Source organism: Paenibacillus campi (assembly GCF_034659835.1).
Taxonomy (GTDB): domain Bacteria; phylum Bacillota; class Bacilli; order Paenibacillales; family Paenibacillaceae; genus Saccharibacillus; species Saccharibacillus campi.
On record NZ_JAXSQZ010000005.1, the window covers coordinates 159,680 to 176,215 of the forward strand.

Below are 16,536 nucleotides of genomic sequence, written 5' to 3' on the forward strand. Positions count from 1 at the left end.
GATCAATCGTGCCTGTATCGGTCTGATCGTGCTGATTATGTTTGTGCTTGTTTATTTCAAGCTCGCTTATAAGGGTGATGAGCGTGAACGCAAACAGAAGCACAATACGAAATACACATTGCCTGAAATTATCGCGTACGTCAAACTGGCGCTAAATGAGCTGACTTCGGCTTCCCTGGATGATTTGGGGCTGTCTGAGGAAGAATACAATCGTCGGCTAAACCAGCGTGCCACATTAATCAAATCGCTCAAAGATTGCACGCACGGTGATCTCAATGCCAAAACATTTGTTAAAAGCACGATCTTTGATCTGTTGCTTAAAACGTACGATTTTACTGAGGACAATCTGCATCAGGTCATTCCATTCCATCATCCACTGGCGCTAAGCAGCCAGGAAAAGTTTGATATTATGCTGTATCAATACAAAGCGATGTACGGGTTAAACGGGTTATCCAAACTGCTGGAAGAACATCGTCTGGCAGAGCTAAAGCAGCAATCGGATCATAGCGGCTCTGGTGCGTATGTGATTACGGCGGATGAGATCGATGAGGCATATGATCGGTTTCGCCATGTGCTGCATATTGAAGATAAGCTGCATATTATCGTGCAGCGTGTGTATCAAACGTTCAAAGGTTTTAGTGTCATCGACGAAATTCGCGATATGAAAATTGATGGCGTAAGTGGCGGTGTATCCGGTGTACCGGTAAGTCAGGTGGAATATGATGATGATTTTTATGATTTTACGACGGCGATTAATGAGCACTCGGTGCCGCTTAGCCATGATAGTGTGTGGATTTTTTATCGCGGTAAATCGGTGCATCTAGCGTTTCTGTCTTTTGGTACTGAAGCAGAGCTAAAACGGGTATGCCAGAACATTTATCGCTATAACAATCCTGGGCAATTGTCTGAAGCGAATGGGTTTAAAGTGAATGAGATGAAAGACGGCAGTCGCGTTGTCGTCGTGCGTCCTAACTTTGCGGAATCATGGGCATTTTTTGTCCGTAAATTCGATCCGGCTGCGGCGACGCTTGATCAACTGATTACCGATCGCATAGCGAATTATGAGCTGGTCAGGTCATTGCTTATTTATTTGATGAAAGGTGGGCGGATCGTAGCGGTCACCGGAGCGCAAGGTTCGGGGAAAACGACATTGCTGATGGCGCTAGTCGCTTACATTCATCCTACGTTTACGCTACGTATTCAGGAGATGTCATTTGAGCTTCATTTGCGCAAAATTTATCATCAACGTAATATTTTAACGTTTCGTGAGACAGAGACGGTCACCGGTCAGGCAGGGCTTGATGTGCAAAAGAAAACGGACGGTACAGTTAACATATTGGGCGAGGTGGCAACCGATGAAGTCGCTGCCTGGATGATCCAGATGGCACAGGTGGCGAGCTTGTTTACGATTTTTACACATCATGCCAAAACATTTAAAGACCTTGTGTACTCGCTGCGTAATTCGCTGTTGAAACAAGGCATTTTCAGCAATGAAAAGACGGCGGAGGAACAGGTCGTACGGGTGTTGAATTTTGATGTGCATTTGCGCAGAGATGCGGATGGTGCTCGTTATGTTGAGCGTATTACCGAATGTGTCGTGCTGGATGAAGAAGATTATCCGACCGGATTCCGTCATGCTAAGCGCTCGGATGAGCGGTTTACAGCAATGATGGAAAGCATGACCGCCTATTTTCAACGTTCGACAGGGCGTAAAGTTGGCGAAGGGCGCAACATTATCGAGTACCGGGATGGTAAATATGTGGCGGTTCATCCGATTTCAGCGCTGAATCGACAGCAAATGTTGGGCATGATGGAACCAGCCGATCAGCTTCGTTTTCAGCAATTTATGGCGGAGAATTGGGGTGGCATGATCGTTGGCGCTTCTTAATGTACTGATCTATATTTTGATCGGTTCGGCATTCGGTTTTGTCGTACTGCTAGCTGTTTTCCAGTATGTGCAGCGCAACAATCGGCATAACGGTCAAGCCGAAATGTATAAAACGTATCTCGATTATGTCGGCTCAGGGCGTTCTAAGCGAATTCGCCAATACAATCAATTTTTGCAGCAATCGTATTATGCGTATATGTCTGTACCGTTGTTGCGGACGTACATTATGCGCGTGCGCAAGCGGCTGCAATCGATCCATTCCTATGATGAGTTTTCGATGCGCCGAGAGACGATGAAAGTCGTATTTGTCACACTAGCGATTGTGTCGGCATTTATATTAGCGTTGCTGTTTATGAACAAAGACCTGACGTTTATGTTTATGATCGCATTGACTGCACTGGTGATGAACGGAATGTTAATCGATGCGTTTGTAAATCGGGTCGAAAATCGATTGCTTGTGCAGCTTAAGTCTGTCATGGACGATGTGCGGCATAGTTATCAGCAGCATGGCATGATTGAAGAAGCGCTGCATGATGCGGCGGAAGCGTCCACACATGAGGCTGCTTTGCATGCGAAAAAGGTATATGAAATTTTGGTATCGTCAGAGCCGGAAAAACAATTGCAAAGTTATTATCAAGCGGCGCCTAACCGTTTTTTGAAAGCATTTGCCGGCATTTCATATTTGGTGAAGGAATTTGGGGACAAAACGGTAGCGGATGGTTCGTTATATTTAAGCAATATGGGCAAGTTAACCGGTGAAATTAATTTGGAGCTGCTCAAACGGACGAAGCTTAGTTATTTGCTGAAAGGGTTGACGATGATCTCGATTGCGCCCATTTTGTTTACGAAGCCGATTGAATTATGGGCGAAAAGTAATTTTCCGATTATGGAGCAATTTTATAATAGCAAGTTTGGCTTCTTTTCCAAAATCGTTATTTTTGCGGTCATTTTATTGTCGTATCTTTTGCTAAAAAAACTGCAAGATCAGCAGGAAGGCGTATATCAAGCAAAAGTACGCAAATGGTTATGGGAGCAAAAGCTGCTGGAATTACGCCTGCTCGAATGGCTTGTGATCCGTTTAATGCCTGCCAAGCGTACGACCGCCCATTTGCGCATTCGTACATTGCTTAAAGATGCCAATGCAGGCACACCGCTGGAATGGCATTATTTGCATCGAATCGTGCTGGCGACCATATTGTTAATCGTGATGTTATCTTCGTTGCATACGATGCACAAAATTACGATTCACAACATTTGGACGTCACCAACGCAAACTCAAACGATGTTTGGGCAGTTATCCGCGGATGAACTGGCAAAGGCGCAAGCAATGACGGCGTTTGATACCCGGATGATACAGCGGCTGGCAGGAGTTGATCCGGCACAATGGTCTGAGCGGATTGTGGAGGAGCTGTACGCGGACAATCCGCATCTGGATCGCTTACAGCTTACGGCAACAGTCGATCGGATCGAACATAAATTGCAGGCGCTGCACACGGAATATTTTAAATGGTATGAACTGCTGCTTGCATTTGGGATGGGTTATATCGGCTATCGGATTCCATACTGGATGTTGCTATTTCAGAAAAAAATTCGCTATATCGATATGCAAAATGAAGTGGAACAGTTTCATACGATTATTGCGATGTTGTGCCAGATTGAGCGGATGTCAGTCGATATTATGCTGGAGTGGATGGAGCGATTTTCTACTATTTTCCGAGAACCGCTGCATCGGGCAGTGCTTGATTTTGAAAGCGGTGCAGAGCAAGCGTTGGAAGCGCTCAAGCAAAATGCGCCATTTGTGCCGTTAGCACGCACGATCGATAAGCTCATTTTGTCGGTAGAGCGAATTCCGATTCGTGAGGCGTTTGACGATCTGGAACATGAGCGTAATTACAATTTTGACAAACGCAAACAGGATTATGAGCGCATGATTGAGACCAAATCGGAATGGGGCAGAATGATCGGGTTTGCGCCGATGGCGGCGTTGACGTTTATTTATCTCGTTTTACCGTTTATTTATATGAGTTTTGAGCAGATGGGCGCTTATTATGAGCAGCTTAATCAGCTGTAATACGTGTTCGTTATAGCACTAATATGATTTCCATTCATCATTACAAAGGAGCCTAAACGATGAACAATGCATCAGCAGCTTTAAAAGTAGCCGCAGGACTATTTCTAACGATCGCTTTAATTACGATTGTCGTCGTGCTGTTTATTAGCGCACAGGAAGCGACTAAAACCGCACAAAACAATTTTTCCGGCATTCAAAAAGAGCTTGACCAGACACAGTACGCTGTCTATGACAATACGAATATTTCGGGCAGTCAAGTCGTATCTTCATTGCGCAAATTTAAAGATCAAGCTGGATTTGGTATCAAGGTGATGACTGGTAAAAATCCGACTGGTATTTGGTATTTTAATGAGGTGAATACCGCTTCTTCTGTAGACAGCGTAGAGTATGGAACGGTCAGTTCCAGCAAGCCATCCGGCAGTTTGGCTGATGCGATGGAGCAAATGTCCGGCAATTACATCAATCCGACCGGTACATTCAAAAGCGAAATCGTTCGCGATCGCAGCAATGTAGTGCGCGCGTTGATTTTTAAGCAAAATTAATAGTTCGACTTTAATAGCTCAAACGAAGGCGTATACGCAAACATGGCGTGCTGGGACAGCAACTACTGTGGTACAGAATTAGCTGTATTTAATGTTTTACACAGAAAAATGGAAACAAACGGGCATTAGCCTATCGCTAGTGCCCGTAAATCACCGTACGAAACAGGCGCAAAGTGTGATGAAACGGACTGTCGCTAGTGCCTGTAAATACTCTTTAAAGGAAATGATGGCATGATCGGAATTGGGGAACATGCGCGGTCGGCATTATGGCTTGGAGTGGGAGCGTTGTTATTTATCATTTGTTTGTCGGCAGGCTCCACACTGTTTCAGACGACGGCTACTATTAATGCCAAAATATATACGTTAATCGGCACGACGGACAACAATCAACAAGCGACATTTATGATCGAACAAGAGTACATATGTACCGGAGCCGAAGTTATGCAGACGATCTACAACATTGACGAGCTAGATGCCGCTGTTGAGGTGAATGGGCAACGGTTTGATAACCGTATCGATCCAGATGAGTTAGATGTATCGTCTGTCGATGTCCAACGTATGTATCGCCCAACCTATGTGCGCAATACAAATGGGCAATTGGTGTTGCTGAAATATGATGTAAAGTGAGCAAGGAGGACAATCGGGATGAGCAATGCGATCATGAAAATTTTTGCTGCTTTGTTGGCATTGTTGCTTATGGGCATTTGGCCGCTGTATACGGCGTATAGCTCGCAGGATCACAGTTCTCAGATCGTGGTGTTAAATGCAGTGACCCGATTTGTAGATCGTGTGCGCGATAAAGGATATATTAGTCCGCCTATGATGCAGGCGTTCAAAGATCAATTATTTTTAACTGGCAATACGTATCATATTGAAATGGAGCATCAACATAAGCGATATGATCCGGTTTACGATGATGAAGCGCAATTTCAACATACATATCAAGTGCATTATGAAGGCTATTACAATAATCAGATTGAAGCGCGCTTGTTTCCGGTTGGTAATGATAATGCAAATGATCCAGCGCGCCTATACAAGCTTAATCAAGGTGACTTTTTTAGTGTAACGGTTAAAAATACGAATCGTACGATGGCGACGTTAATGGGCGATCTGCTATTTGGCGGCAGCAATGCACCGAATGAAAAGATCGTCGTGCCGTACGGGGGCATGGTATTGAATGAAGATTATTAATTGGGCGGTCATTTTTGTACTAATTTTGCTGTTTGTGTTTGTAATAAATAGTCTTGATCAGCAAAATAATAGGGTGAATTTGCAATTGCAGATTCGGTATAACAAAGCGGTCGATACGGCAACACAAGATGCGGCAAATGCGCTTATGAACAATACAAGTCAGCCGCAGGAAAGTCAGTACGAATCGACCAAGCAGACTCGTATCAATAAGGAAGCCGCCGCAGATACGTTTTTGCGCACGATGTATTTGAATTTTAATGTCGCTCATGATCATATCGGTCAGCAGGTGCTGAACGGCTATATTCCGGCGCTAATCGTCATTGGCTATGATGGCTATTATATATATCAGTTTGAGTCATATCGCAACGAAGCGGGCGAAACGGAATTTCGCCATGTATGGAGTCCGAAAAAAACGTATACGTACACAGATCAGCAACATAACATCTATGCGTTCACACTGGACGACTATGTAACGATCCGTCTTGCCGCAGACGGCAAATGGTTACACGGCTTTCGCAGTGAATTGCAAGAGCAAGCTCAAATGAAGCTGCTTGATGATGAGCATACTTTTGATGCCATCCGCCGCACGACGATTGTAAATGCGCTCCAAAACGATCTCGCGCACACGATCAATCGCTACAATGCCGATGCCAAGCGCTATGGTGTATCGTATACGTTTACCGTTCCATATATTCCACAACAGGACTGGAACAATACGATTAATGATGCCGGTGTGCTTGCGTTTGTGCAAGGTATTCCGCTCGGCACTCAATATTACAACAACTATGCACTCGGCGGCGCCAAAATCGTAAAGACCGATACGTTCACAGGGATCGTTGCTGAAGGACGCAAATACTATTTTTCGACTCGCTCTTGTCAGTCGCCATATGCAGCCGCAGAAATGTTCACTTCAGCAAAAGAAGCAGCGGAGAAAGGATATTTCCCGCTCGCTTGTACGCGTCGTTATTAAGGCGGCAGACAGATTAAAATATACTTGCCGCATACAATAAGCTTCAATAAGCTCATATTTGTTAACCACCATGAAATTTCACATGTAGCGAGGTCAAAGTACCAGCTTTGACCTTCCATCCAGTGTGTGCTACATAAGCAATTGCAGTGGCTTGTTAACTCTAAGGAATCACGATTAAGTGACACGGTAAATATAAAACATAGGCAATCGTCTGCATTGCAGCCATGTCGATTCATGTATTGTTTTACTTTCCAAGCCAATACGCCAGTATATACAAGCAATAAAGATGAGCCGGATAAAACACATAAAACAGATACTTCATATTTCTGCCTTTAGTGCCGTTATACAGCAGAATCGGAATGGTAGCGAATACCATCATCCATTGGTAATGGTGCAAAAGATCAAAATCGTTTACCCAAGCGATTACAGCGGATACAGCGATCAATGCGAGCAACTGCCATAGCCGTTGCTGGCGTAGTAAATGGAAAAGTACACCGAGTAGAACAAATACGAATCCGCCTTCTACGAGCAATGGGATCGGAATGAACAAACTCATGTTCAGCAACATCAGTAAAAGCGCTGAATTGCCAAACGCTGGATTCCCGAGCAGCAGCATAGTTAAAACGTTAAGTGCTACAGGCAGTAGCAGCGCGCCGATGGCAGCTGTCATTTGAGCATACTGGCGTGTTTTGATCGTTCGTATAAGCCAATCGATCAGTAGCATATACAGTACCGACAAAAATAATGTCCCCAAAATATTGTTAATCAGCACATGCTCGGACGGTAATTGAGACTGAAGTAATCTGCTCATGATCCCCATTAGCACATAACCTACGTACAGATGCAGCAAATATTTCCGTTTGCTGCGTGTGTATCGATATCCTTCTGCACTGGCAAACAGAAAGATGGGAGCAACGATGCGTCCAATCCAGTTGAACCAGATCGGCACATCTGCAGGGAAAAACTGATGAATATGATCAAACACCATCAGCAGTATGCCGATAAGCTTAAGCTGAAAGCTAGTCAGGCGAAAAGGCGCATTGGACAAAGTGAACAATGTGGACATAACAAAACCTCCGAATTCGATAATGGATGTTACCCGTAGAGCGGTAAGATCGACTTTAATTTGAACTGTCGACTACCTGGTCATAGAGAAACATATTTGCTGATTTGCTAAGTTCAGCATATCGAATTCGAAGATTGCTTCCTATCGAAGCAGCTTAAAAACACCTTACAGTTCAGTAAGCTTGCGTTCGGTATGGGTAGAGCGCGTGTCGGCGTATACAGTAGGCTGTTTTTAGTGAAAATCAAGTGTACCTACGTATTTGTAAGCGAGCGCTGATTAGATAGCATATTATAAATTTAGACGATATAAGCTTACTGGACGATCTTCATTTAAACGTAATCGATTTGTGCATCACATCCCATGCGTTTTGACCGATAATGCCGAGGCGCCATATGGCGACGCCTTTAAGTTGGTAGCGTTTGGCAAGACCGATTTTGGTATTGACGCTGCTGGCGTTTTCGCTGCTTAGTGATATGCCGAGAATTAGCTTGCTCGGCTCGGTTTGCTGTAATGCCATCAAAATCGCGTCGTTTACTTTATCGAGTGGTTCCGGGCTTTTTTTGTCAGTGTAGTCATATGCCATAATGATTAGATCGTCTGCCAGTAGACCTAGTTGGTGATAATCGTAACCGGTGTACGAACTGTTAAGTGGATGCAGAGCAAGTGTAAGTTTTAAGCCGGATGCGTGTGCCTGCGCTGCCAGTTTACTAATAAATGCATTGTAGTCACTGCGTGCTTTGGCTTTGTCGCCGCTCCAGCCCAGCCCTTCAAAATCGAGCAAAATGCCTTTGAAACCTTTGGTGGTGGCGGTATCGATCATCGCCTGAATCGTACGATTTTGCAGCTCTTGGTTTTCCAGATTACGCGTCAACTCGCCGTGCCCGTCGACTGCGTACACCATCAAATACGGAGCGGTACCGGTTGCGGCGGTATTTTGAATAATCGTTTCCGGTGTATCGGTTCCAGCCGCTTGCGGCCATTTGTATTCCGTGTTTGTGGTAGAAAACTCGCCGTCGGTTGTAATGCGGCTCCAACCGTAGGCTACCGTATTAAAGTCCGGCACGAGTGTGCGTTCATCGTAAGATGAAATCGCATAGAAACCAAGTGTATATAAGTTTTTGAGCGGTGAGGTGATATTGACTGTGCGTGTCGAAGCGTTCCAATTCACACTTGCTCCAAATTGCTGACTGAAAAAGCTAAGTGGGATCATCGTCGTATCGTTAATCGTTTGTGGAGCGACAGCAAGCGCTACATTATGTCCATTAACGGTTGCGGTTTTGCTATTTAGTTTGAGCACGATGTTGGAGGTGGCTTTGGCAGTAGTCGCTTTGGCGGTAATCGTTTGTGCCGTTTGATTCCAACTTACGTTCACACCGAGCGCTTCGGAAATGGCGCGAAATGGCACTAATGTCGTTCCATTTTTAATTACTGGTTGGACAGGAAAAGGCAGTGCATAGCCGTCCAGCATAATATTGGTGTCTGGCACTGCCGCTGCTGCTATGGGCGCAAAGCTGGCAGGTAGCGTGCTTACCGTGCCTGCGCCAACGAAGAAAGCAAGCGATGCAGTGAGTAACCATTTGTTCATAATAAACCTCCTATGCGATATTGGAATAGTCGAACTACATACAGCTTTTTCCATGCTGACGTTTTTATTTTACCAGAACAACAAACAAAGCGTGATTATACAAATGCTAATATTTATGTCATAATTACTGTTTTCATAAAGAATCACGGATAAAAATAGTTGCAGTTTCGCCTACCTGTTATCCTCTATTTTTTGTCAGTCAAACCAGATTTCTTTTTTGCATACAAATGTAGCTCAAATCAGGTACACTAATAAGGTGTTAAAAGCATATAAAGTGAGATTGAATGAGCGACAATGATGAATCCAATAGTCGGCATTTAAATTTATACACAGATCGGTTATATTAGGATTAGGGTACACAAGTGTTCGGGCATGATTGTTGTAGATGATAACATTCGTTATCAAGACGATTCGTTAGTAAAGATAGCTGTGGTCCCTATCTTTGAACAAGCAGATCGTAATGACAATAGGAATGAAAAGAATGACCCGAAGTATGATAGGAATGAAACCCGCAACCCGTGCTATCTTTCGAAAGGGTATAACCGTACTTCTGGAAAAAGAGCCGTGACGCTGGGCAGCATATAAACAATTGAACACAGTTAATGCGATAATCGTATGGCTAAAGCTACATGTGGAGATACCGCATCCGCAAGCGGTTGACTGCAATTCATTTTAATTTTGAAGCGTATTCCATTTCTTCATTGTAAGCCTGGAACGGCGAAACAGGCATAATCTCCGCAACTAAACATAAAATATAACGTGGTCAATGAACATAGCACGCTGTCTCAATTGAATGTACGATATGCCTAACTTATGATCGTTTGACTATGAGCAGGTACACGCATGTTCAAACTCGACTTTTACTTGAGACAGCTTAATCGTACTTAGATCAAATTAAATTTTATTTTTGGTTACACGACGGTATGGCTATCCTTCAAGACTGAATCGATCTTCAAAATTAAAATTAATCTCGCTCAACGATAGCCTTGTATTTTGTCTGAACCATTACGATGATAGAACAGCTTTGTTTTGAATCACTGCTGCTACTGGAATGAAGTATTTGGTACAATATGGCGGCATGTTGGTGAGTAATGAATGGATTGAGTAAGTTAGGTGGCTATGTTGTTAGCCATCATTATGATAAAAGCATAATGTATTCGGTAATAATTCAGACATCGCGTATGCGCTGAGATTAGGCCGAAGCTTGGGCAATAGTAGCCCGGCTTCGGTCTATTTTTTTTATAAAGGAGGTCGACGATATGGAATCCAAATCCATGTTGTACATTGGTCAGGACCCGATCAATCTCCAACTGGTTCGTTTTCTGCTTAGCAAAAAGTTTCCCCATGTCAAGCTTGTCCAGGCAAGCAGCGGCAATGAAGCCATGTCGATGCTGGCAGCTGATTCGCCTGCACTGGTGCTAGTTGATATTCAGCTTCCGATTAGTGGGGAATACGACATTCCAGAACAGCTCAAGCAGCAAATCGAGCACGAATCAACGCCAATCTGGGCAGTGAGCGGCTGTGTCATGGATCGAGATATTATTTATGCGTATCAATCCGGTTTTGATCGGTATTTTACGAAGCCGCTTCATCTGCTTAGTTTTACTCACCATCTGCGTCGGGAACTGGGCGGATGAACAGTACAATCGGCACAATCGGTGCCCATTGCAGTAATGCGCTACCTGTACCGCTCAATCCCCAACGATCAATTAAGAAGTCCAACTCTTTGACATATGGAGTGTATAAATCATTGAATGCAAAAAGTATAATTACACAAGCAACCAGCTATACTACTAAATTATTACGAAATCGCTTTGGTAAAGGGCCGGAGTCGGTATCGATTCATTTGTGCAAAAATTGCGTAGTCTTTCATTTGAAAAACTTTATTAGTCCTGTAGAAAAGTTTTTGATCAGTCAGGAGGAGGAGCAGGCTTTTCGGTACACACGAGACCTGATGATGAAATCATTACTGCCGGAATTGCGAAGCTTTTTGCAACATCAACTGCATATGGATGTGATTGACTGGTATTATGACTGGGGGCTGTATCATGCATCCGGTGTTATTGTAGCGCTTCTCGGCCCGGAAACGATGGCAGCTGCTGATTACAAACATAAGCAGGCGATCCAGCAGCAGATTATACAGACGACCCGTGCGCTGCAAAAGCCGCCTGAATATATTGATTCCTGGTGGATTAATGCGCGGATGTTGTTTGTTTTCCGGCGTGGTACGACGATTTTGCTGGAAAAGGAATTTATTACGCTCGGCTATGAGCCGATGCTGCGCTTGACGAAAGATAAGTTGGAAAAAAGATTGCTGCAAAAACATACCGGTATCGAACAAATCGTAGGCAAGAAAATTGCTGACTTGTATGTGGATTGGAATTTTGAGAAAGATCATAGTATGATCATTTATTTGTTTGAAGATCATGTGGCAACAGAGACGATAAGACAAGAGGGATAACGGTCATAACTGCAATTACCTATGCACAGGTAGATTGATGATCGCCATATAGGGCAGGCAAGTCGTCAGTGCATGAATCGAGATCAATTTAAGTTTTGAAATAGGTTTTAGTTTTTAACTACAACGATATTGGCGTGTAATTAAAGCTATAATTTAATTTTGGCTATGTAGTAATATATTGAACGCTTTCCATATTCATTTTTTGCCTTCTCATTTAGGTGTATATAAATCAGTGCTTGAAGTAACTGGGCAATATACAGTTTTTACGATCGACGTACTGGTAGCTTGCCTCATTTTCATGATGATTTAGCATCTTTATGAGTTTTAATAAATCAATCCAAACAAGCTATCGATTCCCATCATTGGATGAGGACAAGTTAGTAAATTGACCGAGATGAATTTGATTTTTGAAGCTGGATCAAGCTCTTATTTATAAATGTTTACGTACACAATCAAAATTGAAATTTAACTTGGTCGTCATAGTGTCTTGACCAGCTTCAATATAATGTACGTTTGACGCTATCTTATCGAAAATACATCTGTATTATGCGGTATAATCCTTTTTACTGTATGACATTCAACTGCACATTTAGCTTGGTCAGTGTATTAGGCGGTGTTTTCAAACCCTTATTGTTATCAGTTTAGCGTTCGAATTGGTCGCATTTCAAGTGAGTTGAGCTGCATATACAATCGTAATCTAATGAAAAAGTAGTCTAATGAAAAAAACGTATCGAACTGCCTATAAAACAGCTGGAAGATAGCTGCTAGTAGTTTGTCTCAGATACATTCAAGGTATATCGATCTCATCATGACTTGACCACAAACGCATTTAAGTACATGTAAACCTGATTTTCATTTGAGACAGCCTACTAGCATGTTGGTTAGTAATGAATGGATTGAGTAGCTTGTCTCAAGTACATGTACAGTTTGTCGAGCTAACCATCGCTTGGTGCTGAATCGATTAAGGTACGTTCAAACATCATTTTTAATTAAGGCAGCCTACCAGTTAACCTTAATATCGTCAATTGTATGTTAGTAGGGTATAGTAACTATGAACAGCAAGATGCTACACATAATCCTTTATTTCAGCATGAGACACACAAGATGATAATTTATTACAGATGGTGGTGTACTCGTTTTGAAACATAGCGAAATGATCAGCCTTTCGACTTCGTATGTAACCAAATTGCTTCGCAGTCGCTTTGGAAAAGGGCCACAATCGGTCAAAATTGTAATATCAGCACGTTGTATTGTGTTTCAGCTCCGACATTTTATTAGCCCGGTTGAGGACTTCTTGCTCGTACATGATGAGGAGGAAACATTTCGATATACACGTGAACTGATTATGAATGCAGTGTTACAAGACTTGCAACAATTTTTACAGCAACAAATTGGATTGCAGGTTGTGAATATGTACTATGATTGGGGTGTACATAATGCTTCCGGCGTAATTGTAGGAATGCTGGAGATGGATGCGGATGATCAGGTGCCTGATTATGAAGGCAAGCAGACTTTTGAGCGGAAATTGTCGGATGTATTAGAGGAGATGCAGAAACGTCCGCAGCAACTTGATTCTTGGTGGGTCGATCCATCGATACTATGCATTTATCGTTGCGGCATTACGAAGCTAATCGAACTGGAACTGATTGAGCTAGGGCACCAAGATTTGCTTAAAAAAGCTAAACGTCGTTTGGAAAAGCGAGTGATTGCCCAAACGCTCAATACGCAAAAGCTGCTCGGCAAATCGCCTTATGAGTTGTATCTGGATTGGGATTTTGATAGGGACGATGGAATCATTTTGTATACGTTTGATTAAGTGATGGTGACGCTTTGAGCATGTGGGAAGTTCATGATGATCGCTTTATTATGAACACATTGAAATGTGTTTGAACCTGATTTTTGCTGGACACAATTTACTCTACTATTAGACGAATATGCACAGACGGATCAAAGACGAATCGCAAAAGGCAGTGTGGCATGTTCCACACCGCCTTTTTACAATGATCATGCTATAAACGCTACGTATAACTGGTAGCTTGTCTCAAGTACATGTACAGTTTGTCGAGCTAACCATCGCTTGGTACTGAATCGATTAAGGTGCGTTTAAACACAATTTTCATGTGAGGTAGCCCACTATTACCTTGTCTCACATACATTCAGGGTATGTCTTTTTCATCATCGCTTAATCATGAACGTACCTTAACTTATTCATCATCAAGCAATGGTTGGATAGACAAACCGTAAATTTAATCGATACAAGCAATTAGTAGGATGTCTCAAATTTATTCAGGGATTGCGTTCGTCTGAATCCTGCACGGTTCAAGCAGGGTTCAGATGGGCGCAACCTTACATCTTCTTGAGACAAGTCATTAGTCGGCTAACCGCGCTAAATGCGGAGTTTAATGTCGTATAATTTGGAGAAGTTCATAGTGTGATACAGGTATACGTTCATACGATGGAGTCGATCAGACAGCACATTTAAGCTGGGCAAGCTATTAGTATTTTGACCAAGATTAATCTGAGTGTTAAAGCTGCAGCAAGCGCTTATTTATAACTATGTTAGTACACAGTCAAAGTTGAAATTTAACTTGGTCGTTGTAGTAGGATTCAACTAACTAGGATTGAAACTACATAACTTAAACGAATGGCTTAGGGCTGGAGCCGAAACGGTTATCTCCGCGTGTACCTTCCAAACACATAAATACGAACAGTGTGATCGGCCCGACAACAGGAACGAAAAAGAACCATATCCATCCTCCGCTGCGATTTGTATCATGCAGACGGCGGATCGTTACGCTCAATCCAGGCAGAAGTACAGCTAACGAGTACAGCCCAGTCAGTAAATTGTTCAAGCTCAGCATATAATCGAGCAAATACAATGCGAGCGTGATCGGAATCGAGATCAGCACGTACATCCAGTATTCCATCCGTCTTGCACGACCTTTGAAATTAACATAATTTCTCAAAACTTTTACATACCAGTTCATCTGCGTTTCCTCCTATACATTATGTAGTAAAAACAATACATATATAACATATACATATGGAAAAACGAATGTTTAATTATGCTTTTCTGACTTTCATTACCAAAAAAAAGTAGCTTCTTAAAAAAATCAGTTATTTAGTCCTAGCTGTTGCCTGTACACGTATACAAAGCAACCGGAACAGATTTTTGCCCGGCTAGTACGGAAGACATCTAACTGACACTAACGCCCCAAAAACAAGCGCTAACTGTAGTCTGTTTCGTTTGCAATTAACGCTGGTCAAAGCTTATTTTCGTGATACAATACTTAAAGTCTATAAATGACCATGTGAACTAGGAAGGATCGTACAACTATGAAACAACCCCCGTTTATTGCCGTTGAAGGCCCGATTGGTGCCGGTAAAACAACGCTATCCACGATGTTGTCGCAGGAGCTTAGACTGCCGCTTTTAAAAGAAATCGTGGAGGAAAATCCATTCCTCGGCAAATTTTATGACAATATTGACGAATGGAGTTTTCAACTGGAAATGTTTTTCCTCTGTAATCGGTACAAACAATTGGAAGACACAGGCATCCAATATATTGCCAACAATCAGCCGGTCATTGCCGATTATCATATCTATAAAAATATGATTTTTGCTCAGCGTACATTAAAAGGTGTCAAACGGGATAAATATCGTCAAATTTATCATCTGTTAACCGATGATTTGCCCAAGCCGGATGTGATCATTTATATTCGTGCCAGTCTGGATACGTTGCTGCGCCGGATCGCCAAACGGCAGCGTTCGTTTGAGCAGGCGATGGATACGGCGTATTTGGAACAGCTTATTATCGATTACGATGAGGCGATGGCAGCGATTGCGGAGCGTGAGCCGGAAACGACGTTAATTACGATCGACGGTGACAGCATTGATTTTGTGGAAAATAAGGAGCAGTTCGCTAACATTGCTGCCCGCTTAAAGGAGATTATGCATGAACGAATACAACATACCTGAAAATGCGTTAATTACGATTGCCGGAACGGTCGGTGTCGGTAAATCAACACTTACTTCGACGTTGGCAGAACGTTTGCAGTTTAAAACATCGCTTGAAAAAGTAGATCATAATCCGTATTTGGAAAAGTTTTATCATGATTTTGAGCGGTGGAGTTTCCATTTGCAAATTTATTTTTTGGCGGAGCGTTTTAAGGAACAAAAACAGATTTTTGAAGCGGGCGGCGGCTTTGTGCAAGATCGTTCAATTTATGAAGATACAGGCATTTTTGCGCGTATGCATGCCGATAAAGGGACGATGTCGAGCACCGACTATGAGACGTATACAAGTCTGTTTGAAGCGATGGTGATGACGCCATATTTTCCGCATCCGGATGTGCTCGTTTATTTGGAAGGCAGTTTGCCCTCAATTTTGACGCGTATCCAGCTACGTGGACGGCAGATGGAGATCGATACCGATCGTTCGTACTGGGAGCAAATGCATGAGCGTTACGCAAACTGGATCAATGAATTTACGGCTTGCCCGGTGCTGCGCCTGAATATCGACGAATACGATGTTCATGATCCGGCTTCGATGGATGAAATTTTGCGCCAGATTAGCGCGGTAATCGCGGCATCGCGTGCGGAGAAGCAGCTTCCTATTTCGCGCTAATTCGCCTTAATATAGTTGGTTTGATGAAGTGAGCTGTATGTACATCGTAATCTAGTAGCTTGTATAGGTGTAGATTAAGATTGCCGTCGGATTTTACAATTCGATATATACATGGGTGAGCGAATAGGCATTAAG

At 42.9% G+C, this 16,536-nt stretch carries 14 protein-coding genes; 11 read left to right on the top strand and 3 right to left on the bottom strand.

Annotated features, from left to right (window positions below; translation table 11 throughout):
* Positions 1-37: 37 nt before the first annotated feature.
* From U1I11_RS13860 to U1I11_RS13885, 6 genes are all read left to right on the top strand, one after another.
* A complete protein-coding gene (locus U1I11_RS13860) occupies positions 38-1,888 on the top strand; it encodes an ATPase, T2SS/T4P/T4SS family (protein WP_416235625.1) in 1,851 nt (616 codons plus the stop codon).
* A complete protein-coding gene (locus U1I11_RS13865; RefSeq protein ID WP_322906721.1) occupies positions 1,875-3,959 on the top strand; it encodes a hypothetical protein in 2,085 nt (694 codons plus the stop codon). The genes U1I11_RS13860 and U1I11_RS13865 overlap by 14 nt, the downstream gene beginning before the upstream one ends.
* A gap of 59 nt (positions 3,960-4,018) precedes the next feature.
* Positions 4,019-4,501, top strand: a complete 483-nt coding sequence (locus U1I11_RS13870; RefSeq protein ID WP_322906722.1) for an ABC transporter permease — start codon at positions 4,019-4,021, stop codon at positions 4,499-4,501.
* A gap of 231 nt (positions 4,502-4,732) precedes the next feature.
* Complete coding sequence (locus U1I11_RS13875; protein ID WP_322906723.1) at positions 4,733-5,128, top strand: hypothetical protein; 396 nt, start codon at positions 4,733-4,735, stop codon at positions 5,126-5,128.
* Positions 5,129-5,146: 18 nt separating this feature from the next.
* The gene (locus tag U1I11_RS13880) at positions 5,147-5,692 is read left to right on the top strand and encodes a hypothetical protein (protein WP_322906724.1); all 546 of its coding nucleotides are present in this window, start codon (positions 5,147-5,149) and stop codon (positions 5,690-5,692) included.
* The gene (locus U1I11_RS13885) at positions 5,679-6,662 is read left to right on the top strand and encodes a hypothetical protein (RefSeq protein ID WP_322906725.1); all 984 of its coding nucleotides are present in this window, start codon (positions 5,679-5,681) and stop codon (positions 6,660-6,662) included. Before U1I11_RS13880 ends, U1I11_RS13885 begins: the two co-directional genes overlap by 14 nt.
* Before the next feature lie 244 nt (positions 6,663-6,906).
* On the opposite strand, the gene U1I11_RS13890 is transcribed toward U1I11_RS13885, so the two are convergent.
* Complete coding sequence (locus U1I11_RS13890) at positions 6,907-7,728, bottom strand: TraX family protein (RefSeq protein WP_322906726.1); 822 nt, start codon at positions 7,726-7,728, stop codon at positions 6,907-6,909.
* A 325-nt stretch (positions 7,729-8,053) separates the two neighbouring features.
* Entirely contained in the window at positions 8,054-9,313 is a 1,260-nt protein-coding gene (locus U1I11_RS13895; protein ID WP_322906727.1) for a stalk domain-containing protein, read from the bottom strand.
* 1,259 nt (positions 9,314-10,572) lie between these two features.
* On the opposite strand from U1I11_RS13895, the gene U1I11_RS13900 reads away from it, so the two are divergent.
* The 3 genes from U1I11_RS13900 (at position 10,573) to U1I11_RS13910 (ending at position 13,590) form a co-directional block, all read left to right on the top strand.
* Positions 10,573-10,950 (top strand): response regulator, encoded by a 378-nt coding sequence (locus U1I11_RS13900; protein ID WP_322906728.1) that lies wholly within the window; start codon positions 10,573-10,575, stop codon positions 10,948-10,950.
* A complete protein-coding gene (locus U1I11_RS13905; RefSeq protein ID WP_322906729.1) occupies positions 10,947-11,774 on the top strand; it encodes a Na-translocating system protein MpsC family protein in 828 nt (275 codons plus the stop codon). Before U1I11_RS13900 ends, U1I11_RS13905 begins: the two co-directional genes overlap by 4 nt.
* 1,138 nt (positions 11,775-12,912) lie before the next feature.
* Positions 12,913-13,590, top strand: a complete 678-nt coding sequence (locus U1I11_RS13910) for a Na-translocating system protein MpsC family protein (protein WP_322906730.1) — start codon at positions 12,913-12,915, stop codon at positions 13,588-13,590.
* A gap of 820 nt (positions 13,591-14,410) precedes the next feature.
* Here the strand turns inward: U1I11_RS13910 and U1I11_RS13915 are convergent.
* Complete coding sequence (locus tag U1I11_RS13915; protein ID WP_322906731.1) at positions 14,411-14,761, bottom strand: DUF805 domain-containing protein; 351 nt, start codon at positions 14,759-14,761, stop codon at positions 14,411-14,413.
* 349 nt (positions 14,762-15,110) lie between these two features.
* Here U1I11_RS13915 and U1I11_RS13920 point away from each other — a divergent pair, with 349 nt between their 5' ends.
* Both U1I11_RS13920 and U1I11_RS13925 read left to right on the top strand, forming a co-directional pair.
* The gene (locus tag U1I11_RS13920) at positions 15,111-15,752 is read left to right on the top strand and encodes a deoxynucleoside kinase (RefSeq protein WP_322906732.1); all 642 of its coding nucleotides are present in this window, start codon (positions 15,111-15,113) and stop codon (positions 15,750-15,752) included.
* A complete protein-coding gene (locus U1I11_RS13925; RefSeq protein ID WP_322906733.1) occupies positions 15,730-16,401 on the top strand; it encodes a deoxynucleoside kinase in 672 nt (223 codons plus the stop codon). Before U1I11_RS13920 ends, U1I11_RS13925 begins: the two co-directional genes overlap by 23 nt.
* Positions 16,402-16,536 lie beyond the last annotated feature (135 nt).